The sequence below is a fragment of the Rhizobium sp. CRRU65 genome (assembly GCF_048551595.1).
GTDB lineage: Bacteria > Pseudomonadota > Alphaproteobacteria > Rhizobiales > Rhizobiaceae > Rhizobium > Rhizobium leguminosarum_J.
Window position 1 is genome coordinate 13,658 of record NZ_JBLYZH010000025.1, and the last position, 21,891, is coordinate 35,548.

General features: G+C 60.8%; 19 protein-coding genes. 8 read left to right on the top strand and 11 right to left on the bottom strand.

All coding sequences use genetic code 11. From position 1 onward, the window contains the following. Window positions 1-9: 9 nt before the first annotated feature. The 9 genes from ACM5SV_RS33770 to ACM5SV_RS33810 form a co-directional block, all read right to left on the bottom strand. On the bottom strand, window positions 10-729 hold the full coding sequence (locus ACM5SV_RS33770; protein ID WP_105008696.1) for an ABC transporter ATP-binding protein: 720 nt from the start codon (window positions 727-729) through the stop codon (window positions 10-12). Beyond that, entirely contained in the window at window positions 729-1,433 is a 705-nt protein-coding gene (locus ACM5SV_RS33775) for an ABC transporter ATP-binding protein (protein ID WP_113546810.1), read from the bottom strand. The genes ACM5SV_RS33770 and ACM5SV_RS33775 overlap by 1 nt, the downstream gene beginning before the upstream one ends. Beyond that, window positions 1,430-2,467, bottom strand: a complete 1,038-nt coding sequence (locus ACM5SV_RS33780) for a branched-chain amino acid ABC transporter permease (protein WP_197727276.1) — start codon at window positions 2,465-2,467, stop codon at window positions 1,430-1,432. Before ACM5SV_RS33780 ends, ACM5SV_RS33775 begins: the two co-directional genes overlap by 4 nt. After that, complete coding sequence (locus tag ACM5SV_RS33785) at window positions 2,464-3,330, bottom strand: branched-chain amino acid ABC transporter permease (protein ID WP_113546809.1); 867 nt, start codon at window positions 3,328-3,330, stop codon at window positions 2,464-2,466. Before ACM5SV_RS33785 ends, ACM5SV_RS33780 begins: the two co-directional genes overlap by 4 nt. 84 nt (window positions 3,331-3,414) lie before the next feature. Then, window positions 3,415-4,671 (bottom strand): ABC transporter substrate-binding protein, encoded by a 1,257-nt coding sequence (locus ACM5SV_RS33790; RefSeq protein WP_113546808.1) that lies wholly within the window; start codon window positions 4,669-4,671, stop codon window positions 3,415-3,417. Window positions 4,672-4,740: 69 nt separating this feature from the next. After that, window positions 4,741-6,336: a GMC family oxidoreductase gene (locus tag ACM5SV_RS33795; RefSeq protein WP_128406065.1), complete on the bottom strand. Its 1,596-nt coding sequence runs from the start codon at window positions 6,334-6,336 to the stop codon at window positions 4,741-4,743. A gap of 3 nt (window positions 6,337-6,339) precedes the next feature. Further along, window positions 6,340-7,746, bottom strand: a complete 1,407-nt coding sequence (locus ACM5SV_RS33800; RefSeq protein WP_113546806.1) for an aldehyde dehydrogenase family protein — start codon at window positions 7,744-7,746, stop codon at window positions 6,340-6,342. 126 nt (window positions 7,747-7,872) lie between these two features. After that, window positions 7,873-8,817 carry a helix-turn-helix domain-containing protein gene (locus tag ACM5SV_RS33805; protein WP_409565786.1) on the bottom strand — a complete coding sequence of 315 codons (945 nt, stop codon included), beginning with the start codon at window positions 8,815-8,817 and terminating at the stop codon, window positions 7,873-7,875. A gap of 170 nt (window positions 8,818-8,987) precedes the next feature. Continuing rightward, on the bottom strand, window positions 8,988-9,923 hold the full coding sequence (locus ACM5SV_RS33810; RefSeq protein ID WP_113546804.1) for a helix-turn-helix domain-containing protein: 936 nt from the start codon (window positions 9,921-9,923) through the stop codon (window positions 8,988-8,990). A 53-nt stretch (window positions 9,924-9,976) separates the two neighbouring features. On the opposite strand from ACM5SV_RS33810, the gene ACM5SV_RS33815 reads away from it, so the two are divergent. Both ACM5SV_RS33815 and ACM5SV_RS33820 read left to right on the top strand, forming a co-directional pair. After that, window positions 9,977-11,539, top strand: coding sequence for a 4-hydroxyphenylacetate 3-hydroxylase N-terminal domain-containing protein (locus ACM5SV_RS33815; protein ID WP_128406066.1), 1,563 nt, complete (start codon window positions 9,977-9,979; stop codon window positions 11,537-11,539). Between the two features lie 9 nt (window positions 11,540-11,548). Beyond that, window positions 11,549-12,061, top strand: a complete 513-nt coding sequence (locus tag ACM5SV_RS33820) for a flavin reductase (protein WP_003550320.1) — start codon at window positions 11,549-11,551, stop codon at window positions 12,059-12,061. Between the two features lie 121 nt (window positions 12,062-12,182). Here the strand turns inward: ACM5SV_RS33820 and ACM5SV_RS33825 are convergent, their stop codons facing one another. After that, window positions 12,183-13,661 carry an aldehyde dehydrogenase gene (locus ACM5SV_RS33825; RefSeq protein ID WP_222018131.1) on the bottom strand — a complete coding sequence of 493 codons (1,479 nt, stop codon included), beginning with the start codon at window positions 13,659-13,661 and terminating at the stop codon, window positions 12,183-12,185. Between the two features lie 58 nt (window positions 13,662-13,719). After that, complete coding sequence (locus tag ACM5SV_RS33830) at window positions 13,720-15,171, bottom strand: APC family permease (RefSeq protein ID WP_222018133.1); 1,452 nt, start codon at window positions 15,169-15,171, stop codon at window positions 13,720-13,722. Window positions 15,172-15,493: 322 nt separating this feature from the next. Between ACM5SV_RS33830 and ACM5SV_RS33835 the strand changes: the two genes are divergently transcribed. From ACM5SV_RS33835 to ACM5SV_RS33860, 6 genes are read left to right on the top strand one after another with little or no spacing between them, the layout of a single operon-like run. Further along, window positions 15,494-16,279, top strand: coding sequence for an IclR family transcriptional regulator (locus ACM5SV_RS33835; protein ID WP_221964928.1), 786 nt, complete (start codon window positions 15,494-15,496; stop codon window positions 16,277-16,279). Next, window positions 16,280-17,551 (top strand): Tm-1-like ATP-binding domain-containing protein, encoded by a 1,272-nt coding sequence (locus ACM5SV_RS33840; protein ID WP_113546800.1) that lies wholly within the window; start codon window positions 16,280-16,282, stop codon window positions 17,549-17,551. After that, window positions 17,548-18,198, top strand: a complete 651-nt coding sequence (locus ACM5SV_RS33845; protein ID WP_222018134.1) for an HAD family hydrolase — start codon at window positions 17,548-17,550, stop codon at window positions 18,196-18,198. Before ACM5SV_RS33840 ends, ACM5SV_RS33845 begins: the two co-directional genes overlap by 4 nt. Window positions 18,199-18,215: 17 nt before the next feature. Then, window positions 18,216-19,577: an aspartate aminotransferase family protein gene (locus ACM5SV_RS33850; protein WP_222005546.1), complete on the top strand. Its 1,362-nt coding sequence runs from the start codon at window positions 18,216-18,218 to the stop codon at window positions 19,575-19,577. Between the two features lies 1 nt (window position 19,578). After that, the gene (locus ACM5SV_RS33855) at window positions 19,579-20,862 is read left to right on the top strand and encodes an aspartate aminotransferase family protein (RefSeq protein ID WP_222005547.1); all 1,284 of its coding nucleotides are present in this window, start codon (window positions 19,579-19,581) and stop codon (window positions 20,860-20,862) included. A gap of 8 nt (window positions 20,863-20,870) precedes the next feature. Next, window positions 20,871-21,878: a phosphotransferase enzyme family protein gene (locus tag ACM5SV_RS33860; RefSeq protein WP_222018136.1), complete on the top strand. Its 1,008-nt coding sequence runs from the start codon at window positions 20,871-20,873 to the stop codon at window positions 21,876-21,878. Window positions 21,879-21,891: the final 13 nt, after the last annotated feature.

A 21,891-nucleotide genomic window follows, 5' to 3' on the forward strand; every position in this document is an offset into this window, starting at 1 on the left:
TCCTTGAGATCAGCTGGCGAGATAGGCGCCATGCAGGATTTCGGGATTGGCCCTCAACGTCGCGGAAGCACCGTCATAGACCAGCCGGCCGCGCTCCATGACCATCGCGTGATTGGCCAGATCGAGAGCAAGGTTGGCGAACTGTTCGATCAGGAGCACGCCGATGCCGTTTTGGGCCGCTATCTTTAGTGCTTCCGCCAGCCGCTTGACCACAGCTGGCGCCAGCCCAAGCGAAAGCTCATCGACCACCATGAAGCCTGGCTTGGCGATAAACGCCTGCGCCATCGCGACCATCTGCTTCTGGCCCCCCGAGAGATCGGAAGCCAGTTGGCGTTTGCGCTGGGCAAGTTCGGGAAATATTTCATAGGCTCTTTCGAGTCCCTCGCGGCGGGCGGAAGGCGATCCATCGAAGGCAGCAACGAGAATGTTGTCTTCCACCGACAGCTGGCCCAGCACCCGATGGCCCTCCGGCACCAGCGCCAGGCCGGCCCGGCGGATGCGATCGGGAGAAAGCCCGGTGAGCGACGTCGCGTCGAGCCGCATTCTGCCGCCAGCGATAGGTAGGACGCCAGCAAGCGCCATAACGGTGCTCGACTTACCGGCGCCGTTGGCACCCAGCAACGCGGTGATTTCTCCGCTTTTGATGGCAAAGGAGACATCGTGGATGACCCGTTTGCCACCGCGCTCGACGGCGAGGTTTTCAACAACCACGGATGAGATCGCTGCCATCAGAATTCCCCCAGATAGGCGCGGCGCACGTTCGGGTCGGCAAGCACCGCTTCCGTCGGCCCCAGCGCCAGTAGCTTTCCATAATCGAGCACCATCGTCTCGCTGCACATCGCCCGAATGAGCTCGACGTCGTGATCGATCACCAACACTTGCGCTCCGACTTCGACGGGGATGCGCAAAACGAGTTCGCGAAACATGCCGCCCTCCTCTTCCGTCAGGCCGGCGGCAGGTTCATCGAGCAGGATGAGCCTGGGATTGCCGATCACGCATTTGCCGAGCTCGACCAGACGGCGCTGGAACAGATTGAGCGACTGGCCGAGCTTATCGGTCACCGTTCGGAGGCCGACAAAAGCAAGAGCGGCATCGATGGCCGCGGCCCGATTTAGCGGCGCCACTACATGATCCGCGATCGCGGCGAGATTGCCCGACACCGTCAGATCCTCGACGACCTGCTCTGTCTGGAAAGACCGGCGAAGGCCGGCGCGCACGCGCTGGAGCGGTGCAAGGTCCAGCAGTTGTTCGCCATTCAGTGCGACGCTGCCACGAGCCGGCCTGACGAAACCGGAGAGAACATTGAGCAGGGTTGTTTTACCCGCACCGTTCGGGCCAATCAGACCGGCGATTGGCGCAGCGAGGGTCGCAGTCAATTCGTTGATCGGCTTGACGCCGCCGAACTGGACGACAAGGTTGTCGATGGCGATCATCGCGCCCTCTCCTTTGCCGAACCGAATCGCAGCCGGGCGATCAGCGAGGCGATCTGTCCGGCGATGCCGGATGGTGCCGTCGCCAATGCCTGGAACAGAGCGACGCCGAAAATACCGATGGTCACATATCCATCGATCCCGAGATCGGTCAGCAGCGCCGGCACCGCCCGCAGCAGCAGCCCGGCAATCAGCGCTCCGTACCAGTTGTAGACGCCTCCGACGATCGCCAGGGCGAAGAGGTTCAGGCTTTCGAAGGCGCCAAACGCACGACCATCGAGCTGACCGACATTTCCGGCAAGCAGTGCACCAGAAACGCCCGCGAGGAAGCCGCTGAGCGCGAATGCCCATGCCTTGTAGGTCAGCACATTGACGCCGCTTGCAATGGCGACCGTCTCACCCTTGCGGATCAGAGCCCAGGCGCGGCCGGGTCGTCCCAGCTTGTGCCATTGGGCGATCAGCAGAGCGATCGTCGCGGCAAGGCAAACATAGAGGAAATAGCCGACGGCTCCCTCTGCGATTTCCGGCCGGGGGAGCATGGCACGGCCGGAACCGTCGGCGCGGCCGAGAAAACCGTTGCCGCCGTCGGGAAAGCCCCAGGCGCTGATGATGATCTGAAACGCGCCCGCGAGCATCAGCGTGACAAGGGCAAGATAAAGCCCCCTCAAGCGCAGCGCCGGCAAGCCGAAGGCAAGGCCGACCACGGAAGCGACGATGCCTCCGGCCAGAAGGCTGATTTCGAACGGCGGGTGAAAGGCGTGGCCGACACGAAGCGTTACCCAACCGCCAACCCCGACGAGCGCGAATTGGCAGAGCGAGACGAGGCCGAGTTGCCCATAGAGGATCGCCAGCCCTGCCACCGAGAGCGACAGCGCCACCGCCGACGTTGCGGCCGAGAGCCAGTAGGAATTGGCAAGACACGTGACCACGGCAGCAAACAGAGCCATCGTCGCGGGAACTTGAAGAAGCTGTTTGGGAAACCGGGCCACCGGAACGCGCTCCGGTAGTGCCTGTATCGTCTGCTGCGAAGTCATCATCGGTCCTTCAACACGGCCTTGGCCGTGCTCCCCAAGATCGTGACCGCGACGAGCGCGATAATGAAAGGTGCGGCCGCGCGATAGGGTGAGATCCAGCCGACCGGGGTGAGCGCAGCTTCGGCAATGCCGATCAGAAGCCCAGCGACAGCCGTTTCCCAAAGCGAGCGCAACTGGCCGAGAATTGCCGCCGCGATCGCTGGGATCACCAGCAAAGTCAGGAACGTACCCTGGAGGCGGACGAGGTCGGCAAGCAGCAGGCCGGCGAAACCGGAAAAAATGCCGGTAATGACCCATGCCGCCGTCTCTGTGTAGAGAATGCGAACACCCAGAATTGCGCTCAGGTCGCGGTCGTTGGCCAAGGCTCGCATGTCAAGGCCCAGGCGCGTTCGATTGAGCAGCAGCGTGATCGAGCCAACCATCACCACAGCAAGCAGGATGGCGATGATGCGCGTATAGGTCAGGCGAACACCGAAGAGGGAAACGAACATCTGGTCGGTCGGAAACTGCAGGCGACGCGGCAGCTCACCCCAGATAATTCCCATCAGGGCGATCAGCACCAAGGCCGGCGCCAAGGTCCCGACGGCACGCACGACCGTATCGCGATGCGATAGCATAGGTGCAAAGATCCGCCCGTAGAGATAGCTGATGGCCGTGGACACGACGACGGCCGCGAGGATGGCAACGGAAAGCGGCATTTTCCATTCGAGAAGCTGCCAGGCGCAGTGCGCGCCGATGGCACCAAAGGCGCCGAAAGCGAAGTTAAGGACCCCGGTTGCCCGAAAGAGGATGACAAGGCCGACGCCTGAGAGGGCATAGACGGCCCCAATTCCGAGACCCGATATCAGAAATGGTAAAAAGGTCATGAGCGGATTCCGATGTGCGGCCGAAGAGACGGCGGGCAGCGTATCCCGTGGCTCGGACCACGGGACGATGCGTGATGCCTCAATTTACGGAGCTATTCCGGCGCTCTTTTCAAAGGCGCGGACGTCGGCCAACTCCGGATCAGGCGATGGCGCGCAATCGGAAATCACCTTCCACTTGCCGCCTTCGCTGACTGCCATGCGCGTCGTTGAATTTGCATTGTGGCGCGGCTGACCATCGCCGAAATACCAAGGCGCGCAGAAAATATCGCTGGCAAAGCCCTTGACCTGCCGAATGGCGGCACTGGTGCTTTCACGGCTGATGTCCTTGGGATCAAGTGACATCAGTGCCTTCTCGGCAATCCGGGCGGCAAGATATCCGGCCTGGGCGAACGTGTCGCGCGGATCGGAAGGCTGGCCATATTTGTCCATGACGGCAAGCCAGTTCTGATTGTCGGGCGTCGCGGCTTCGAGATCGTTGAACTCCATGTTGACGTAGAAGTTTCCATCCCAGCCTGCGCCAATTGTACCGGGCACCGAAAGGTCATAAGCCGATGCGGCACTGAGGAACTTGATGGTCTGGTTGAGCCCCTGTTCTTCGGCCGCGGTCAGAAGCGGGATTGTGACGCCCTTGGGAAGGCCGAGGATAATGACATCAGGCTTGGAAGCCGCCGCCTGCAGGATGATCGAGGTCGAGTCAGCCGTACCGGGATCCATCAGGATCGTTTCCGCCGTGAAGCCTTTTTCCTTGGCCAGAGACTTAATGCCGTCGCAGGACCATGTACCGACATTCGGGATGTTCGGACCGATACAGACCACCGACTTTGCCTTGAGCTGATCCAATGCGTAGCCCATGGCGCCCAGCGTAGAGACGCGCGGTCCGGCATTCGTCGCGGCGTAGTTTTCGGCAAAGAAGCATTCGCGAGGAACGCCGACGCCAGCGACGACGACAATGCCGGATTTCTTGTAGAAATCCGCGTTTGCGCCACATTCGACAAAGCTCGAATTGCCGACCATCAGCACCGCCTTCTCGTCGTTGACGAGCTTGGCGGCCAGCTGAGCGGCCGTCTCAGGATTCCACTGATCGTCTTCGACCAGATATTTGACCGGCCGCCCCTTGATGCCGCCATTGGCGTTCAAGCAGTCGAAATAGGCCTTGGCGGCCCTGGTCGAATTCGAAAAATCGTCCGGACCGGTTTTGCCGGTGATCGCACCGATGACAATCGGTTCGCCGGTCGCGGCTTTGCCGGTATTGTCGCCGCAGGATGCAGCGGCATGAGCACTGAACGCCGAAAGCAGCGTCAGGCCGAGGCCGACCACTAGCCCCCTCATATCTATTCTCATCGTTTCCTCCTCCAGTTTCCGTTATTGTCCGCACTCCCCGCGAACGTCTTCCATCGTGGAATCTCTGCCTCAGCCAGCGATCGCCTTGCCTGTCATGAAGGCGGCCGCGCGGGCTGCAATCATCATCACCGGAGCATTGGTGTTGCCCGATACCAGCGTCGGCATCACCGACGCGTCGCATACCCTCAGACCCTCGACGCCGCGCACCTTCAGATCGGCCCCGACAACCGCCATCGGATCGTCTGCTCGCCCCATGCGCGCCGTGCCCGCTGGATGGAAAACGGTCTTGGCGGTCTGGCGGATGTAGTCGCGCAATGCCGCGGGATCACTTTCGACCCCCGGTTTCGGCAGGACGCGTCGCTTGATAAGCTTCGCAAGTGCTGGCGCATCCAGAATGCGGATGGCTGTCTCGACACCGCGCACCAGAGTATCGAGGTCAGCCGGGTCCGAGAGGAGATTGGCGTTGAACTCCGCCCTGTCATTCGGGTCGGCGCTTCTGAGACGAATGGTGCCGCGCGAGCGCGGCCGAAGGTAACAGGGGCCGATGCTGAGACCATGACCGGGTTCGGGATCGCGGTCGACGAAGCCCACAAGAACCGGCAGGACATGGAACTGAACATCCGGCTGGCCGGTGCCGGCCGTATCGACGAAACCACCGCATTCGACGACGTTCGATGAAAGCAGACCACGATGCGACAGCAGGTAGCGCGCCATGTGTCCGGCGGCGCGAATCCCACTGTCATGCCCGAGGATGGAGATCGGCTCGTGGGTCTCGCCTTGAACCGGCGCTTCAAGATGATCCTGATAGTTTGCGCCGACGCCCGGCAGGTCGGCCACCACATTGATGCCGTGAGATCGGAGATGCTCGGCCTCGCCAATGCCCGAAAGCTGCAGGATCTTGGGTGTCGCGATTGCCCCCGCCGTCAGGGCGATTTCCTTGGAAGCGGTGAATATGGTGCCGTCCTGCAACGTCACACCCGTCGCCCGCCGGCCTTCGAACAGGATGCGAGCGACCTTGCGTTCGGTCAGGACCGTGACGTTCGGCCTTATCTCCGCGTCGCGCAGGAACGCCTGCGCGGAACTCCAACGTCGCCCCCGGTAAGTCGTACTCTGGTAGAACCCGACGCCTTCCTGGTCCGCACCGTTGAAGTCCGGATTATACGGAATGCCGACTTCCCTGGCTGCCTGAATGAAGGCTTCGCTCAGCGGATGGCGGTGACGAGGGTTCGAGACGTGCAGGCCGCCGCTGCGGCCATGAAATTCGCCACTGAGGCTCTCGTTATTCTCAAGCGATCGGAAAGCCGGCAGCACATCGTCGTAGGACCAGCCGTGACACCCCATCTGCGACCAGGTATCGTAGTCGTTCCTGTGGCCACGGATGTAGATCATCGCATTGACGGAACTGCCGCCGCCGAGCACGTTTCCCTGCGGGGTAATGCAAGGGCGGCCGTTGAGGCCCTTCTCCGGCTCGGAGGCATAGGGGTGAATGTCGACACCCTTGCCGAGAACCTTAAAGAAGGTGGCTGGAACATGGATCCAGGGGTCGGCGTCGCGCCGACCGGATTCGATCAGCAGGACTTTATTTTCCGGGTTCTCGGAGAGCCGGTTTGCCAACACACAGCCGGACGATCCGCCACCGACGATGATATAGTCGAAGTTCGCCATGGCTCAGCTCAACACCGTCTGGATTGTGGTGAATTCCTTCAGCCCTTCGGCGCCGAACTCGACACCGATGCCCGATTGTTTGACGCCGCCGAAGGGGGCGTTCGGCTGGATCGTTCCGTGCTTGTTGATCCATACCGAGCCGCATTCGAGCTGCATTGCATAGCGCTTGGCCTTTTCGGCGTCCGCCGACCAGACAGAGCCGCCAAGCCCGGCGGGATTGGTGTTGGCGCGGGCGATGACCTCATCGATATCGGTGTAACGAATGATCGGCAGTGCCGGCCCGAACTGCTCTTCGTCGACGAGACGAACACCATGGTCGACGTCGGCAACAAGCGTGATCGGATAGAAGTAACCCGGCCGATCGATCGGCGTGCCGCCGGCGAGAATTCGGCCGCCATTGGCGCGCGCATCATCGACAAGTTCGCGAACTTTGTTGAACTGCATTTCGTTCTGGACCGGGCCAAGAATGCTGGTTTCGTCAAGGCCGTCGCCGATCACGATCCTGCCGGCGTAGTCGGCAAGCCGTGCGCAGACGTCTTCATAGATGCTGTCGTGCACATAAAGGCGTTTCAGCGCTGCGCAGGTCTGGCCGTTGTTGATGAAGGCTCCCCAGAACAGGCCCTCGGCGATCTGTGCAGGGTCGGCATCGGGAAGAACGATACCGGCATCATTGCCGCCAAGCTCGAGCGTCAGGCGTTTCAACGTCGCGACAGCCGAAGCCATGACCTTCTTGCCGGTCTCGGTCGAGCCTGTGAAGGTCATCTTGGCGATGCCGTCATGGGCGGAAAGTGCTGCACCAATGCTGTTTTCGCCGGTGATGACATTGACGACGCCGGGCGGCAGCACTTCATTCATGATCTCGACAAGACGGATTGTCGAAAGTGGCGTCAGCGGCGAGGGCTTGATGATGACCGTATTGCCGGCGCGCACCGCTGGCACGATATGCCAGCAAGCGATCATCACCGGCCAGTTCCAGGGTGTGATCGAACCGACGACGCCAATCGGCTTGCGATGCAATTCGACACGTCCTTCATTGTCGTCCTGCAGAATTTCGATGGGTAGATTCAGCTCTGCCGTATGGCGTGTCCACGCAAGTGCACCACCAATTTCAAACCGGGAACCGAGACCATTGAGAGGCTTGCCCTGCTCCAGCGTCAAAAGGCGTGCAAGTTCCTCGCCATTGGCTGCAATCTTTTCGGCAATGGCGCGACAGGCGGCCTGGCGCTCTTCTTCCGACGCCTGGCTCCAAGTGCGAAAGGCGACTGAGGCTGCGGCAACGGCATGATCGAGATCCGCCGGAGTCGCCAGCGGCATCTGACCGACGACTTCGCGGGTCGATGGGTTGCGAACGTCGGCATAGGTTGCGGTCTCGATGCGTGCTCCGCCGATGAACAGACTGTACTGCTTCACGATTGGCTCCTCCCTGAGCTTTGGAAGGAGTATGACGGGGCAGAAGAAAGCCGTCTTGGGCAGGAGCGCGCCGCGACTTGGTTTCAAACGCAACAGGCCGTCGGCTCATCAACTATTCAAACCGCACTATTGTGCGGTTGATGTCACCGGCCTGAGCAGATCGGTCGGCGCGCAGTCGAACAGATCCTTGAAGCTGCGATTGAAATAGGAAATATCATTGAAGCCGGCCGAATAGGCGACTTCCGCGATCGTCCTTGGGCTTCTTTGATCTTTGATCTGCGCAATCTTTTCGCGCACCAGGCGCAACCGCTTGTCACGGATGACCGTGGTGCAGGTCATGCCGATACCTTGAAAATCCTGCTGCAACGTGCGGATGGATACCCCGATCCGTGTCGCCAGCCACTTGGCGCTGAGATCGCTCTCGGTCAGGTGTCGGTCGATCAGTATGTCGACCATTTCCAGCCGCCGCGAAGCGCTGTCGTTGAGAGCGGACATGGCGTCGCCGTTTGAGACGAAGGCCTGTCGCGTCGCATTGAACATCAGGTGCCGCAGATTGGCGGACGCGGCATCCGATGCCGAATTGGACATGATCTTCGCCACCAGCGCACGCAGCATCATTGCCATCGGGTCAAAGGCCTCGAGTTTGCGGGCGATGTCGAAATCGATCGGGCTTTCGGCATACATGATCTGGCGTGGCAAATGCAGCGACAGATGATTGCTGAATTGCCCGCCGAAATGGAATGTCGTGGGCCGGGTCGAGTCGACGAGAATGCAATCACCGACATCCAGGACTGCCTGGAGTCCGACGTGCTCGAGACCACAGGACCCTTCGAGCTGCACGATGAGAAAAAGGTGTTCGTTGGCGTCTCGGCGAATGTCATCCCAATCTCGATGGACGCGATCGAGATCATTGGAAACATGGGCGAACTCCATACCGCAGACATCGATACGCCGGGCTGCCCCCGTTACGGCCTTGCCGCTCTCCATTGCTTTCGGATTGAAGTTGCCGCAGATCGATTGGAGATCACTGGTCCATTGATCATAGGGAACGGTTGCCCATGCGTGTTGCATCAGGGCCTGATTGTTCAAGAGCTCCAACTCTGCCTCCCAACAGTGTCAGTCAACGACATGTCCGTCTCGCGCGACTCTCCCACAAGCGCAAAAAGGCGGCAACACCTGAGACCGGTAAACTGAAAGAGTGTCGAAGATAGATCGCTCTGTCAATATATTTCACATGTTAACTAGAATCCGTCATCCCGACTCTTCTCACCAGCTATGTTTTGCCGCCGCCATTCACTGGGCGGCATACCGGTCCGCGCGCGGAAAAAGCGCGAAAAATAAGCGGCATCCTTCAAGCCCACCTCGTAAGCTATGTCCTCGAGCGATCGGATGGTGAAAAGCAACAGACGTTTGGCCTCGAGCAGGCGGCGCTCGGCGATCATGTCCTTGACGCCCTGGCCGAAAGCCATGTGCCCGGCCTTGGCAAGAAGATGCGGCGTGGTGCCGAGGCTCGAAACGTAGCGCGCAACCGGCCAGTTCTCACGAAAATGCCGGTCGATCAGCCGTCGAAGGTCACCAGCAAGCAGGCGTTGTGGCGATTGTGCCAGCATCGGCGCGTCGGACGCCAGGCGTCCGATCTGGGTCAGCATGGCGGCAACCAATGGTGAAAGGATCGTATCGGCCTGGCCTCTCCCCTCGGAGTACTCCTCCAGAATTAGTTGCATAGTCCGCCGAAGCCTCTCCCAGAACGCTTCCGCGCCCTGCCCCGTCACCATCACCGGGCGATCCAGCGGCAGCGTCGTCTGACCGGCGATCGACGGCAGCAGACTGTCTGCGATCGACACGACGACCGCGTCTGAAACAAGCGGATCGACGTTGAAGCCGTGGATGACGCCGCTCGGCACAAAGCTGACGGCAGGCGCCAAAAAGTCCAAACGTTGATCTTCTATGAAATAGGATCCGTTGCCGCTGGTCCAGAAAGTGACCTGCATCATCCGATCATGCTTATGGGCTCGAACCTGGCCGGAATGGAGATTTGCGCGCGCCATCACCGTTTCGACATGAAGAAATCCGATCTCCAAAGGGCGATCCGGTTCGCCGTAGACAAAGAAACTTGGGACGATGTCGTTCATGCTGGCCGCCGTAAAAAGTACAAGTGATTTCCCTATTCTGTCCATGGTGGAAAGCGAACGCAAGGACTAGCATTTGTCTCACATCAAGGGAGGACGACATGCGATCAGAAGATTTCCGGGCCGATACCAAGCGGCCCTTCACCGGTGAAGAATATCTGGCATCCCTGCGTGATGGGCGCGAGGTGTACATCAATGGTGAGCGTGTCAAGGACGTGACCGCGCATCCCTCGATGCGCAATTCCGCCCGCTCGCTCGCCAGGCTTTACGATGCGCTGCATGCGGAAAAGACCAAGGAACGGTTGACATCGCCCACCGACACCGGCTCTGGGGGCTACACCCACAAATATTTCCGTGTTGCAAAGTCCTCCGCCGATCTCGTCGCTCAACAGGGTGCGATCGCCGACTGGGCCCGCATGTCCTATGGATGGATGGGCCGAACCGCCGACTACAAAGCAGCATTGATGAATACGCTCGGCGCCAATGCCGACTGGTACGGTCCCTTCAAGGACAACGCACTCGCCTGGCACAAGCGTGCCCAGGAAGCGGCTCTCTTCATGAACCACGCGATCGTCAACCCGCCGATCGACCGCCACAAGCCGGCGGATGCCGTAAAAGACGTATTTGTTCATATCACCAAGGAAACCGACGCCGGCATCTACGTCTCGGGCGCCAAGGTGGTGGCGACGTCCTCCGCTTTGACGCACTACAATTTCCTGGCGCAAAGCTCGGCGACGGTCACGGAAGACCCGTCGCTGTCGGTGATGTTCATCGTCCCGATGAATGCGCCCGGCATCAAGATGTTCTGCCGCGTCTCCTATGAGGAAACGGCAAATCGTGTCGGCACGCCATTCGACTACCCGCTCTCTTCCCGCTTCGATGAGAACGATGCCATCCTGGTTCTGGACAACGTCTTCATCCCCTGGGAGGATGTGCTGGTCCTGCGCGATGCGCCGAAGATCCTGTCCTTCCATCCCGCTTCCGGCTTCATGCACGGCTATTGCTTCCAGGGCTGCACGCGTTTCGCCGTCAAACTCGACTTCCTGGCCGGTCTGCTCGCCAAGGCTTTGCGGGCGACCGGCGGCGATGCCTTCCGCGGCAATCAGGCAGCACTTGGCGAAGTCATCGCGTTGCGCCACATGTTCTGGAGCTTCTCCAACGCCATGGCCTACAATCCGATCCCCTGGGCGAACGGCGCAGTGCTGCCCAATCTGGAGGCGGCTCTCGCCTATCGCACCTTCATGTCGGAAGCCTATCCTCGCGTCATCGAGACGGTCCGCAAGGTCGTCGCCTCGGGATTGATCTATTTGCCTTCCTCGGCCAAGGATTTCGGCAATCCGGAGATCAACCGCTATCTCGGCCAGTATGTGCGCGGCTCCAACGACATGGGCCATATCGAACGCATCAAGATCATGAAGCTGTTGTGGGACGCAACCGGAACCGAGTTCGGCGGACGGCATGCGCTCTACGAGCTGAACTATGCCGGCGCGCCGGAAGAAGTCCGGCTTCAGGTGCTGAAGGGGGCCGAGCGTGGCGGACGGTTGCGCGAAATGGAGGCCTTGGTCGATACCTGCATGAGCGACTACGACGAAAACGGCTGGACCGGTGACACCTGGTTGCCGCCGATCGGCAATGCAGACCAGTTCAAGTCCGCTGCTGAATAGGAGGCGACCATGGAGGAAGCCTTTTCCAAAACCGAGTTCCGCAACGCCATGGCGCGCGTTTGCGCGCCGGTCAACGTCATCACCACCAATGGTCCCGCCGGTCGCGGCGGGTTCACCGCCACGGCCATGTGCAGCGTCACGGATGAGCCGCCGACGCTGCTCGTCTGCATGAATAGCCGATCCGCCCAAACTGCCCTGTTTCTGGAAAACCACCGGTTCTGCGTGAACGTATTAAGTCACGACCACAGAGAGCTAGCCGGGAAATTCGCCGGAGCAACCGCCGATATGGAGGCGCGTTACGCCTCTGCGGATTGGGTCGCAATGCCTTCAGGTACGGATGCTCTCGCGGATGCGATCGTCTCGTTTGATTGCGAGCTGTCCGAGGCAAGACTTGTCGGCAGCCATCACATTTTCATCGGGCGGATCGCCGGCATCCGATCCCGCCCCGATGGCAACGCGTTACTGTATTTTGACCGGAATTACGTTCATGTCCCGACGCAAATTGGCAGCTTCGGAGGTTGAAGGCATTCGCTGTCAGCCGCGTTGCTGCTGGCAGCGGATGGGCTGCGCGCGGGAGCTTTGACTTCAGATGCGTCCCAAATTTCAACTGCGACCCCTGCTCTCAGCATAGTGTTCGACCAAGCTAGAGCTGGATCCACGCCGTCTTCAGATTGTGATACTTGTCCATGGCGTGTAGCGACTTGTCGTGGCCGTTGCCCGACTGGCGGATGCCGCCGAGCGGCACGGTGTTGTCGGCGCCGCCATAGGTATTGACGTGGACGACGCCGGCCTTGACCCCTCGCACCATGCGATGGGCGCGAGACAGGTTGCTGGTCCAAACGGCTGAAGCGAGGCCATAAGGCGTGGCATTGGCAATGTTGAGCGCATCCGTCTCGTCATCGAAGGGAATGATGGAGAGGATCGGCCCGAAAACCTCCTCTTTGGCCAGCGTCATCTGCGGCGTCACCTCGAACACGGTTGGCTGCATATAGAAACCGCCGGTGTCTTGAAGAATGCGCCCGCCGCCGGTTCTCAGTCTTGCGCCTTCGGACAACGCCTGATCGGCGAAACCGAGGTCCTTCTCGAGCTGTATCTCGCTGGAGATGGCGCCGGATTCCGTCGAGAGCAACAGCGGATCACCAACCTTTATCCTCGCGGCAATAGCTGAAATCCGTTCTGCGAAGGCTTCGTGGATCGACCGCTCGACCAGGAGTCTCGACCCGGCAACGCAGACCTGTCCCGAGTTTCTGAAGATGCCGAATGCCGAGACCTTGGCGGCCTGTTCGAGGTCCGGCGCATCCGCGAAGACGATGTTGGGCGATTTGCCGCCCAGTTCGAGATAGACCCGCTTCAGGTTGGAGCGCGCCGAATATTCGAGCAGCCGGCGGCCGACGCCGCCGGAGCCGGTGAAGACGAGAACATCGATATCGCCATGCAGGCCGATCGCCTCGCCGGCGACCGTGCCGCTGCCGGTGACGACATTGAGCGCTCCCTCCGGCAGGCCGGCTTCAGCACACAGTGCCGCCAGTTTCAAAAGGCTGAGCGATGCGCCTTCGGCGGGCTTCAGCACGACGGAGTTGCCGGCTGCCAGCGCCGGCGCGATCTTCCAGGCGCCGATCATCATTGGGAAATTCCACGGCACGATAGCGGCGACGACGCCGACGGGCTCGCGGTGAATGAGGCCGAGAACGCTTTCGGAGGTGGGTGCAATTTCGCCGTAGACCTTGTCGAGGGCTTCGGCGTAATAGCGGAAGGTGGCGGCGGCGCTGCCTGGCTCGGCTTTCAGGGCCATGCTGATTTCCGTACCGTTGTCGCGCACGCCGAGAACCGCCAATTCCAGCGTATCACGCTCGATCAGTTCGGCGATCCGGAACAGGATTTTCTTGCGCTCGCCGGGCGCTGCCTTCGACCACGCGCCGTTCTCGAAAGCGGTGCGCGCAGCCCTAACGGCGAGATCGACATCCGCCGCCCCGGCATCGCCGATAGTCGTCAATTTCGATCCGTCGATCGGCGAGATGACATCCATTGTCGCGCCGCTTAAAGGTGTACGCCACTCGCCGCCAATGAACAGCGATTGCGGCGAGACGACGCTCGAGCGGAGTTGGTCGATCTTGTCCTGCATCTCAATCTCCTTACGAAAGAGATGGCGGACCGGCGTCCGCCATCATGATCCAGATATGTCAGGCTTCCTGTCCGGCGCCGAGCCGGGCAAAACCGGCAGCATCTTCCGACTTCAAACGGGCAGCTGCCATCAAGCCGACAATGGCGGCAATCACCACCAGACCCGGCAGAAGCACCGCGAGCACACCGCTTGCGCCGGCGATCGCGCCGAAATTCACCGTGATATAGTAGACTAGACCCAGCAGGATGATGCCGGTGATCACCGGCAAGATCTTGGTCACGAGAACATTGCGCTCGAGGCCGGGATTGCGGCTGAAGAAGGCGACGATGGCGAATGCGGTGAAGGCCATCAGCAGAATGATGGCAAGCGTGCCGACATTGGTGAGCCACGAAAAGAGGGCAAGCACGGGATCCTGCCCCGTAAAGGCGAAGAGCGCGATGACGAGAGCGGCAACAATCGTCTGGATCACCGAACCGACATGCGGGCTCTGGAAGACAGGGTGGGTGACCCCAACAGACTTCGGCAGCAGACCTTCGCGGCCGGCGACATACATGTAGCGGGCGACGCCATTGTGGAAGGCGAGCACGCCGGCAAACAGGCTGGTGATGAAGAGTACGTTCATGACCGGGACGATCCAGTGACCGACATAGCGTTCGGCAAGGCCGAAGAGGAAGGTCGTAGGATCGGCGAGGCCCTGCAGTTCGGGAACGAGCTTATCGGCGCCGGCGCCGTTGACCATCAGCCACGAGCTCAGCATGTAGAAGAGGCCGATAATAAGGACAGAGATATAGGTCGCGCGCGGCACGGTCTTGTGCGGCTCGCGGGCTTCCTCGCTGTATATCGTGGTTGCTTCGAAGCCGATGAACGCTGCAAAGCAGAAGAGAATGCCGATTGCCGGCGTTCCGCTCATCAAGGCGGCGGGCGTGAAGGGTACGGCTGAGATGCCGCTGTCACCGCCCTTGAGCAAGATAGCGGCGTCGATGACCAGCACGACGACATATTCAAGAATGACGAGGACCGTCAATATCTTAGCCGACAGATCAACGCGCCGATAGCCGAAGACCGCGACGACGGCGATGCCGATATAGGTCCAGACCCACCATGGGAATTCAAGGCCGATGCCCGCGAAGAACCCTGCGGTTGCCGCACCGAAGAGACCGAAAACGCCAATCTGCATGGCATTGTAGGCAAGGATGGCAATGAGGGCGGCTGCACCGCCCATCATGCCGCCGAGACCCTGGGCGGTATAGGCATAAAAGGCACCGGCATTGCGGATGTGGCGCGCCATGGCGACGTAGCCGACCGCAAACAGTACGAGGATCGCCGTGACCAGCAGAAAGGTCAGCGGGATGCCCGGCCCATTGCCGAGCATCATCGACAGAGGCACGCCGCCAGCGACCGCCGTCAGCGGCGCTGCGGCCGAAACCACCAGAAATGTCACGGCGCCGACGCCGAGACTGTTCTTGCGCAGCTGGTTTTCACCTGCGCCTGTTGAGAATTGATTGTCCATTTTGCTCAAGTTCCCCTTGTTGCAACTATCCGATTGCGCTCCGGGAAAACGCGTCCTCCCAAATCGCCGTCATTTCGAACCGGACTAATCTGCCGCGTTTTTTCTTTTGCTCTTGGCCGCGCGCAGGTCAGCGCATATGGTTCATATATTGAACCACTGCTTCAAATATAGACTTGCAAATAACGGCTACACCTGTCAAGTTATTTCGCATGTTAAGTAGTTTGGCCGGCATGGAGGACCGGACATCGACGATGATGACCCAGACAGGTGCCCGTAACACCAACCGGTATCGAACGGCGACCGGACAAAAAGAGGAGACCGCATGAGCACCGTCGGAAAAGCACTGTCCTTGCTGGACAGCCTGTCGCAACTCAACCACGAAGCGGGATTGACGGATATCGCCCGTCTCTGCGACCTCGACAAGGCGACGGCCCGCCGCCTGCTTGTCGAATTGGAAAAGCATGGCTTCGTTGAGCAGGATCCGGACACGCGCAGATACCGGATCGGTTCAGCGCCGGTTCGCCTGGCGCGGATTCGCGAGGCGCGTTATCCGTTCCTGCGGGTCGCCATCCCCTTCGTAAGGGAGCTCGCTGAAAAGTCTGAGGAAACTGTTCATCTCGCCGAATTCAGCGGCAGCACACTTTCAACGATCCACGTCGAGGACTCACCGCGCGCGCACCGGGTCATCGTCGAGATCGGCACGCGCCTGCCTTTCCACGCTACGGCGTCGGGCCTCGCCTATCTGGCTTTCTCCGATAAGAAATACATCGAGTCGGCCCTGTTGCAGCCACTGGACGCTTTTACCGAGCACACCGTGACCGATCCGGCCGCCGTCCGCAAAATGATAGACGAAACGGTCGCGCGCGGATTTTCGATCAGCAGCCAGGGTCTCGAGGTCGGCGTCGTCAGCACCGGAGCTCCCATTCTTTCGCCGGCCGGTCAACCGATCGGCTCCATCACCATCGCGGCGCCGCTGGCGCGCGCGCGCGCCGCCACACTGGCAAACTTCGGCGCAGCCGTCGTCGACACAGCCAAACGCATCTCAGAAAAATACTACGGGCCGGAGCGGCCTTCGGGAACAAAAATGCAAACAAAGAGGACCGGTTGAATGAGCCCAGCAGAGCCGTCGCCAGAACAATCACGTCCACTCAGCATCCTTCTGATTGGAACCGGCGACACCAAATCCGACGAGCTTCAGTTCATGGCGGGCATCATCCGCGATGCTGGCGCAAAACCGATTTTGGTCGACGTCAGTATCCTGTCAGATCCGCCTTACACGCCTGATTACTCCCGGCACGACATCGCCAAATCGGCGGGAACATCGATCGAAGCGATCATCGGCAGCGGCGACGAAAATTCAGCCATGAGGCTGATGTCAACCGGCGCCGCGGCTCTCGTCGGAACGTTGCACGCGACCGGAAAGGCGGATGGCATCATTGTTCTCGGCGGCTCGATGGGCACGGACCTGGCGCTTGACGTGGCGGCTGCCCTGCCGCTCGGCGTTCCCAAATTCGTGGTCTCGACAATTGCCTATTCGCATCTCGTGCCGCCGGAGCGCATCGCCCCGGACTTGATGATGATACTGTGGGCCGGCGGACTTTACGGATTGAACGATATCTGCCGCGCCGTGCTTTCCCAGGCCTGCGGTGCCGTCGTCGGAGCCGCCCGTTCCTGCGTGAAGCCCAAGGCGGAGCGGCCGTTGATCGGAATGACCTCACTCGGTTCCACCTGCCTCAAATACATGAAACACCTGAAGCCGGAACTCGAAAAACGCGGCTATGAGGTCGCAGTATTCCACTCGACCGGCATGGGCGGACGGGCCTTCGAGGCGATTGCCGCGCAGAAAGGCTTTGCCGCGGTGTTCGACTTCTGCATGCAGGAGGTCGTCAACCACCAGAATGGCACCGTGGTCACCTCTGGTCCGGACCGCATGGAAAATGCGGGCCGCGCAGGCATACCGCAGATCGTTGCACCCGGCGCCGTCGATATGGTTGACCTGCCCGCGTGGCAGCCGCTGCCGGCGGCACTTGCCGACCGACCTTATCACGCACACAACCGGCTGATCGGCTCCGTCACCACCTCGCCGGAAGGACGCCGGGCGACGGCTGCGCTGATCGGAGAAAAACTTGGCGGCGCACAGGCGCCGGTTGCCCTGATCCTGCCGCTCGAAGGCATACAGGAATGGGACCAGCCAGGCGAACCATTGCATGATCCGGTAGGCCTTTCAGCCTTTATCGACGCGATGCGCCTAGCCCTCCCCCAATCCGTCGACTTGCATGAGGTCGATGGCCACATCAACTCCCCCCAATTCTCCACAAAGGCCCTTGCCGTATTCGATGCGTGGGTTGCACAGGGCATCATCCCGGAAGGCAGGCCATGACAGGCGATCGCGCACTCATCCTCGATTTCGGCGGCGTCGTCACCCGCACGCTGTTCGAAACGCACGACGTCACCGAGCGGGCGCTTGGCCTTGCCGCCGGCACACTCACCTGGCGCGGTCCGTTCGATACAACGACTGATCCACTCTGGGTATCGATGCAGAACCGTGAGATCACCGAACGCGACTACTGGATGACACGGACCGCGGAAGTCGGCCGGCTGGTCGGTGAGGATTGGACCGACATGAAGACCTTCGTCCAGCGGGCGCGCGGCGCCGATGCCGATCTCGTGCTGCGTCCGGAGGCGGCAGACGCCATCACCCGCGCCAAGGCCGCCGGCCTGCGGCTCGCCATCCTTTCGAATGAACTCGATCTTTTCTACGGTGTCGAATTTCGCAAGCGTTTCCCGCTGATCGATCTCTTCGACGTCATCGTCGATGCCACCTACACCAAGATCCTGAAACCGGATCCGCGCGCCTATGAACAGGTGATCGCCGAGGTCGGGCTTCCGCGCGAAGCCTGCGTCTTCGTCGACGATCAGTTGAAGAACATCGAGGGCGCCGACGTCGTCAAGCTTCCCAACGTCCATTTCGACGTTACCTGGCCCGCGGACGGCTATGCCCGCGCCCTTTCCATGCTTGGACTTTGAACGACGAGGACTGCGATATGCGCGAAACCAATTTTCTGACCGAAAACAACGCCCGTCATGTCTGGCACCCGATGGCGCACCCGGCCGACATGTTGGCCAATCCGCCGCGCATCATCAGGGCGGCTTCCGGTGTTGAAATCACTGATATCGACGGCAAGACGGTGCTCGATGGCGTCGGGGGGCTCTGGAACGTCAACCTCGGCTATTCCTGCGATCCGATCAAACAGGCCATCCGTGACCAGCTCGAGGAACTCCCTTATTATTCCGCCTTTCGCGGCACCACCAATCCGCCGCTGATCGAACTGTCTTACGAACTGGCTGAGTGGTTCAAGGAAGACGGCCTCAGCCGATCCTTCTTCACCTCGGGCGGCTCGGATTCCGTGGAGACCTGCCTGCGGCTTGCCCGCCAGTACCACAAGGTCAATGGCCAGGCGGAGCGCACCAAATTCGTGGCGCTGAAGAAAGGCTATCATGGGACCCATTTCGGCGGCGCGTCCGTCAACGGTAATGCCAACAACCGTCGCAACTACGAGCCGCTGCTCCCGGGCGTTTCGCACCTGGCGGCTCCCTATGGCTACCGCAATCCTTTCGGCACCGACGATCCGGCGGAAATCGCCGCGGCCATCGGTCGTCAGTTCGAAGACGAGATCGCCTTCCAGGGCGCCGACACCATCGCCGCCTTCATCATGGAGCCAGTTCTGGGTGCCGGCGGCATCATGGTGCCGCACGAAACCTTCATGCCGCTGATGCGTGCCATCTGCGACAAGAATGGCATTCTTCTGATCGCCGACGAGGTCATCACGGCCTTTGGCCGCACCGGCGCCTGGACGGGATCACGCCTTTGGGGCACCAAGCCCGACCTGATGTCGACCGCCAAGGCGATTACCAACGGCTATTATCCCTTCGGTGCCGTAATGATCTCCGACAAGATCGCGGAAGCCTTCGAGGCCAACAAGAACACCGTCGGCACCATCGGCCATGGCTACACCTATTCCGGCCACCCTGTGGGTGCAGCGGCGGCGCTGGCGACGCTCAAGGAAACCAAGCGCCTCAACGTGGCCGCCAATGCAGGCGCGCGCGGCAACGAACTGCTGACCGGTCTGAACAGACTGAAGGAAAAACACGAACTGATCGGCGACGTGCGCGGCAAAGGGCTGATGTGCGCGCTGGAACTGGTGACGGACCGCGCGGCAAAGACCGGCGCGCCGAAGGATGTGGTCCAGCGCCTGCAAGACGCGGCCTACGACGCCGGCGTGATGGTGCGTACCTCCGGCTCCAACGTCATCATCTCGCCGCCGCTTATCATCACCACGGCCGATGTAGATCGGATCCTCGCCGCACTCGAGGCAGGCCTGACAGCTGCCGCGGGAGGCAAATGACATGGTGGAAAACGCAGCACTTCTCGCCCGCCGCCAGCGGCTTCTTGGCCGAAACATGTCCACCTTTTATGACGAACCGGTGCAACTGGTGCGTGGAGAAGGTGTCTGGCTGTGGGATGCCGACGGCCGGAAATATCTCGATTGCTATAACAATGTGCCGCACGTCGGCCACTGCCACCCACGCGTGGTCGACGCGATCACCCGGCAAGCGTCGACGCTGAACACCCACACGCGCTATCTGCATGAAGGCATCCTCGACTATGTCGAGCGGCTGACGGCAACATTCGACAAGAGCCTCGATACGGCGATCATGACCTGTACCGGCAGTGAAGCCAACGACATCGCGTTGCGTATGGCGCAGGCGGTTACGGGAAAGACCGGTGTTATCGCGACCAACCACACCTACCACGGCAATACCGCGGCCGTGTCGCAGCTCTCTACCCGCATGCCCCCGGTCGGCGGTTTCGGCGGCCATGTTCGCCACGTGCCGGCGCCCGACAGCTATCGGCCGATGGGTGGTATGCCCGGCGAAGCCTTTGCGGAGGCTTTCGCCGCTGAAGTGGAAAAAGCGATCGCCTCGCTGCAGAGTAGCCCGCACGGCTTTTCGGCGCTCATCATCTGCCCGTTCTTTGCCAATGAGGGATTTCCCGACCTGTCGCCGGGCTTTCTCGACAAGGCAATCACCGCCGTGCGCAAGGCGGGAGGGCTTGTCATATCCGACGAGGTGCAGCCGGGTTTCGGGCGCACTGGCGGCCATATGTGGGGCCACCAGCGCGCAGGCTTCGTGCCCGACGTGGTGACGCTCGGCAAGCCGATGGCCAACGGCCATCCGGTCGGCGGCGTCGTCGCCAATGCCGACACGCTGAACGCCTTCCGCAAGGCCTTTCGCTATTTCAATACCTTTGGCGGCAATCCGGTTTCCTGTGCTGCGGCCCTGGCGGTTCTCGACGTGATCGAAGATGAAGGACTGATGGAAAACGCCCGTGCCGTCGGCGCCTATGCGCAAGACGGCCTCAAACGCCTGTCCGAAAAACATGACGTCATCGGCAACGTGCGTGGCAGCGGCCTGTTCTTCGGGGCGGAGCTGGTTCTCGACCGTGAGAAAAAGACCCCGGCGCCGGACATCGCCACGAAGGTCATCAATGACATGCGGGCGCGCGGCGTCCTAATGGGCAAGATCGGGGTGCATCAATGCGCGACCAAGATCCGACCACCCATGCCATTTTCGAAGGAGAATGCCGATTTGATGCTTTCCACGCTCGACGACGTTTTGTCCGGATTGTGACGGTGGCCATGTCGGAACACGAATCCATCCCTTTCATGGAGGCGCTGAGTGCGCGCGCATGCGAAGCCCTTGGCAGCTGGGAGCTGGGCGCCCAGACACCCCAACTCCTGAAATACCGGGAGAATGCGGTGTTCCGGGTGACGCTCAAGAACGGCGAGCCTGCAGCCCTGCGGCTGCACCGGCCCGGCTATCACAACGAAATTGCTTTGGTTTCGGAACTCTCCTGGATGGCAGCCCTGCGCGAGGCTGGCTTGCGTGTTCCGGCACCTGTTTCCACGCCGGATGGACGCCAAATCGTTGCGCTTGCCGCAAATCCTGAGTTCGGTGACCAATACGCCGACATCGTCAGCTGGATGACCGGCAGCCCACTCGGCCAATCGGGCGTCCTTCTCGTGCATTCCAGTGAGCGCCTCGCCGTGATTTTCCGCTTGCTGGGCGAAGCCATGGCCCGGCTACACACCGCCACCGATGCCTGGAGACCACCGGCCGACTTCCGCCGCCCGGCATGGGACGGCAATGGTTTGCTTGGCAGGCAGCCGCTTTGGGGCCGATTCTGGGATTGTGCGGGACTGTCGCCGAATCAGGCGATGCAATTATCGGATCTCAGGCTTTTGCTGCGGGAGAAAACCGCTGCACTCCGCCATCTCGACTATGGTCTCATCCACGCCGATCTCGTTCGGGAAAACGTGCTCATAGACGGCGATCATGTCGAATTGATCGACTTTGACGATGCCGGCTACGGCTGGCGAATGTTCGACATCGCCACAGCCTTGTTCAAGAATCGCGACGAGCCGCACTACGAACTCATCAAAGCAGCTTTGATCGCGGGATACCGCGGCGTGCGGTCGCTGCCGGACAGCGCCATTGAAACCCTGCCACTCTTCATGGTTCTGCGCAGCATCACGTATATCGGCTGGATCGGTCAGCGAATTGACGCGCCGGATGCGGCAGAGCGGCTTCAGCGTTATGTAGCAGACGCTCTGGCGCTGGCAGATGGCCTCGGCGCCAGCAGATAGGAGCGAGGCCGTG

Excerpts from the sequence above, each read along its gene's own strand:
- ACM5SV_RS33770 (WP_105008696.1), bottom strand. The coding sequence starts at position 729 with ATGGCAGCGATCTCATCCGTGGTTGTTGAAAACCTCGCCGTCGAGCGC.
- ACM5SV_RS33775 (WP_113546810.1), bottom strand. The coding sequence starts at position 1,433 with ATGATCGCCATCGACAACCTTGTCGTCCAGTTCGGCGGCGTCAAGCCG.
- ACM5SV_RS33780 (WP_197727276.1), bottom strand. The coding sequence starts at position 2,467 with ATGATGACTTCGCAGCAGACGATACAGGCACTACCGGAGCGCGTTCCG.
- ACM5SV_RS33785 (WP_113546809.1), bottom strand. The coding sequence starts at position 3,330 with ATGACCTTTTTACCATTTCTGATATCGGGTCTCGGAATTGGGGCCGTC.
- ACM5SV_RS33790 (WP_113546808.1), bottom strand. The coding sequence starts at position 4,671 with ATGAGAATAGATATGAGGGGGCTAGTGGTCGGCCTCGGCCTGACGCTG.
- ACM5SV_RS33795 (WP_128406065.1), bottom strand. The coding sequence starts at position 6,336 with ATGGCGAACTTCGACTATATCATCGTCGGTGGCGGATCGTCCGGCTGT.
- ACM5SV_RS33805 (WP_409565786.1), bottom strand. The coding sequence starts at position 8,817 with ATGCAACACGCATGGGCAACCGTTCCCTATGATCAATGGACCAGTGAT.
- ACM5SV_RS33810 (WP_113546804.1), bottom strand. The coding sequence starts at position 9,923 with ATGGACAGAATAGGGAAATCACTTGTACTTTTTACGGCGGCCAGCATG.
- ACM5SV_RS33815 (WP_128406066.1), top strand. The coding sequence starts at position 9,977 with ATGCGATCAGAAGATTTCCGGGCCGATACCAAGCGGCCCTTCACCGGT.
- ACM5SV_RS33820 (WP_003550320.1), top strand. The coding sequence starts at position 11,549 with ATGGAGGAAGCCTTTTCCAAAACCGAGTTCCGCAACGCCATGGCGCGC.
- ACM5SV_RS33825 (WP_222018131.1), bottom strand. The coding sequence starts at position 13,661 with ATGCAGGACAAGATCGACCAACTCCGCTCGAGCGTCGTCTCGCCGCAA.
- ACM5SV_RS33830 (WP_222018133.1), bottom strand. The coding sequence starts at position 15,171 with ATGGACAATCAATTCTCAACAGGCGCAGGTGAAAACCAGCTGCGCAAG.
- ACM5SV_RS33835 (WP_221964928.1), top strand. The coding sequence starts at position 15,494 with ATGAGCACCGTCGGAAAAGCACTGTCCTTGCTGGACAGCCTGTCGCAA.
- ACM5SV_RS33840 (WP_113546800.1), top strand. The coding sequence starts at position 16,280 with ATGAGCCCAGCAGAGCCGTCGCCAGAACAATCACGTCCACTCAGCATC.
- ACM5SV_RS33845 (WP_222018134.1), top strand. The coding sequence starts at position 17,548 with ATGACAGGCGATCGCGCACTCATCCTCGATTTCGGCGGCGTCGTCACC.
- ACM5SV_RS33850 (WP_222005546.1), top strand. The coding sequence starts at position 18,216 with ATGCGCGAAACCAATTTTCTGACCGAAAACAACGCCCGTCATGTCTGG.
- ACM5SV_RS33855 (WP_222005547.1), top strand. The coding sequence starts at position 19,579 with ATGGTGGAAAACGCAGCACTTCTCGCCCGCCGCCAGCGGCTTCTTGGC.
- ACM5SV_RS33860 (WP_222018136.1), top strand. The coding sequence starts at position 20,871 with ATGTCGGAACACGAATCCATCCCTTTCATGGAGGCGCTGAGTGCGCGC.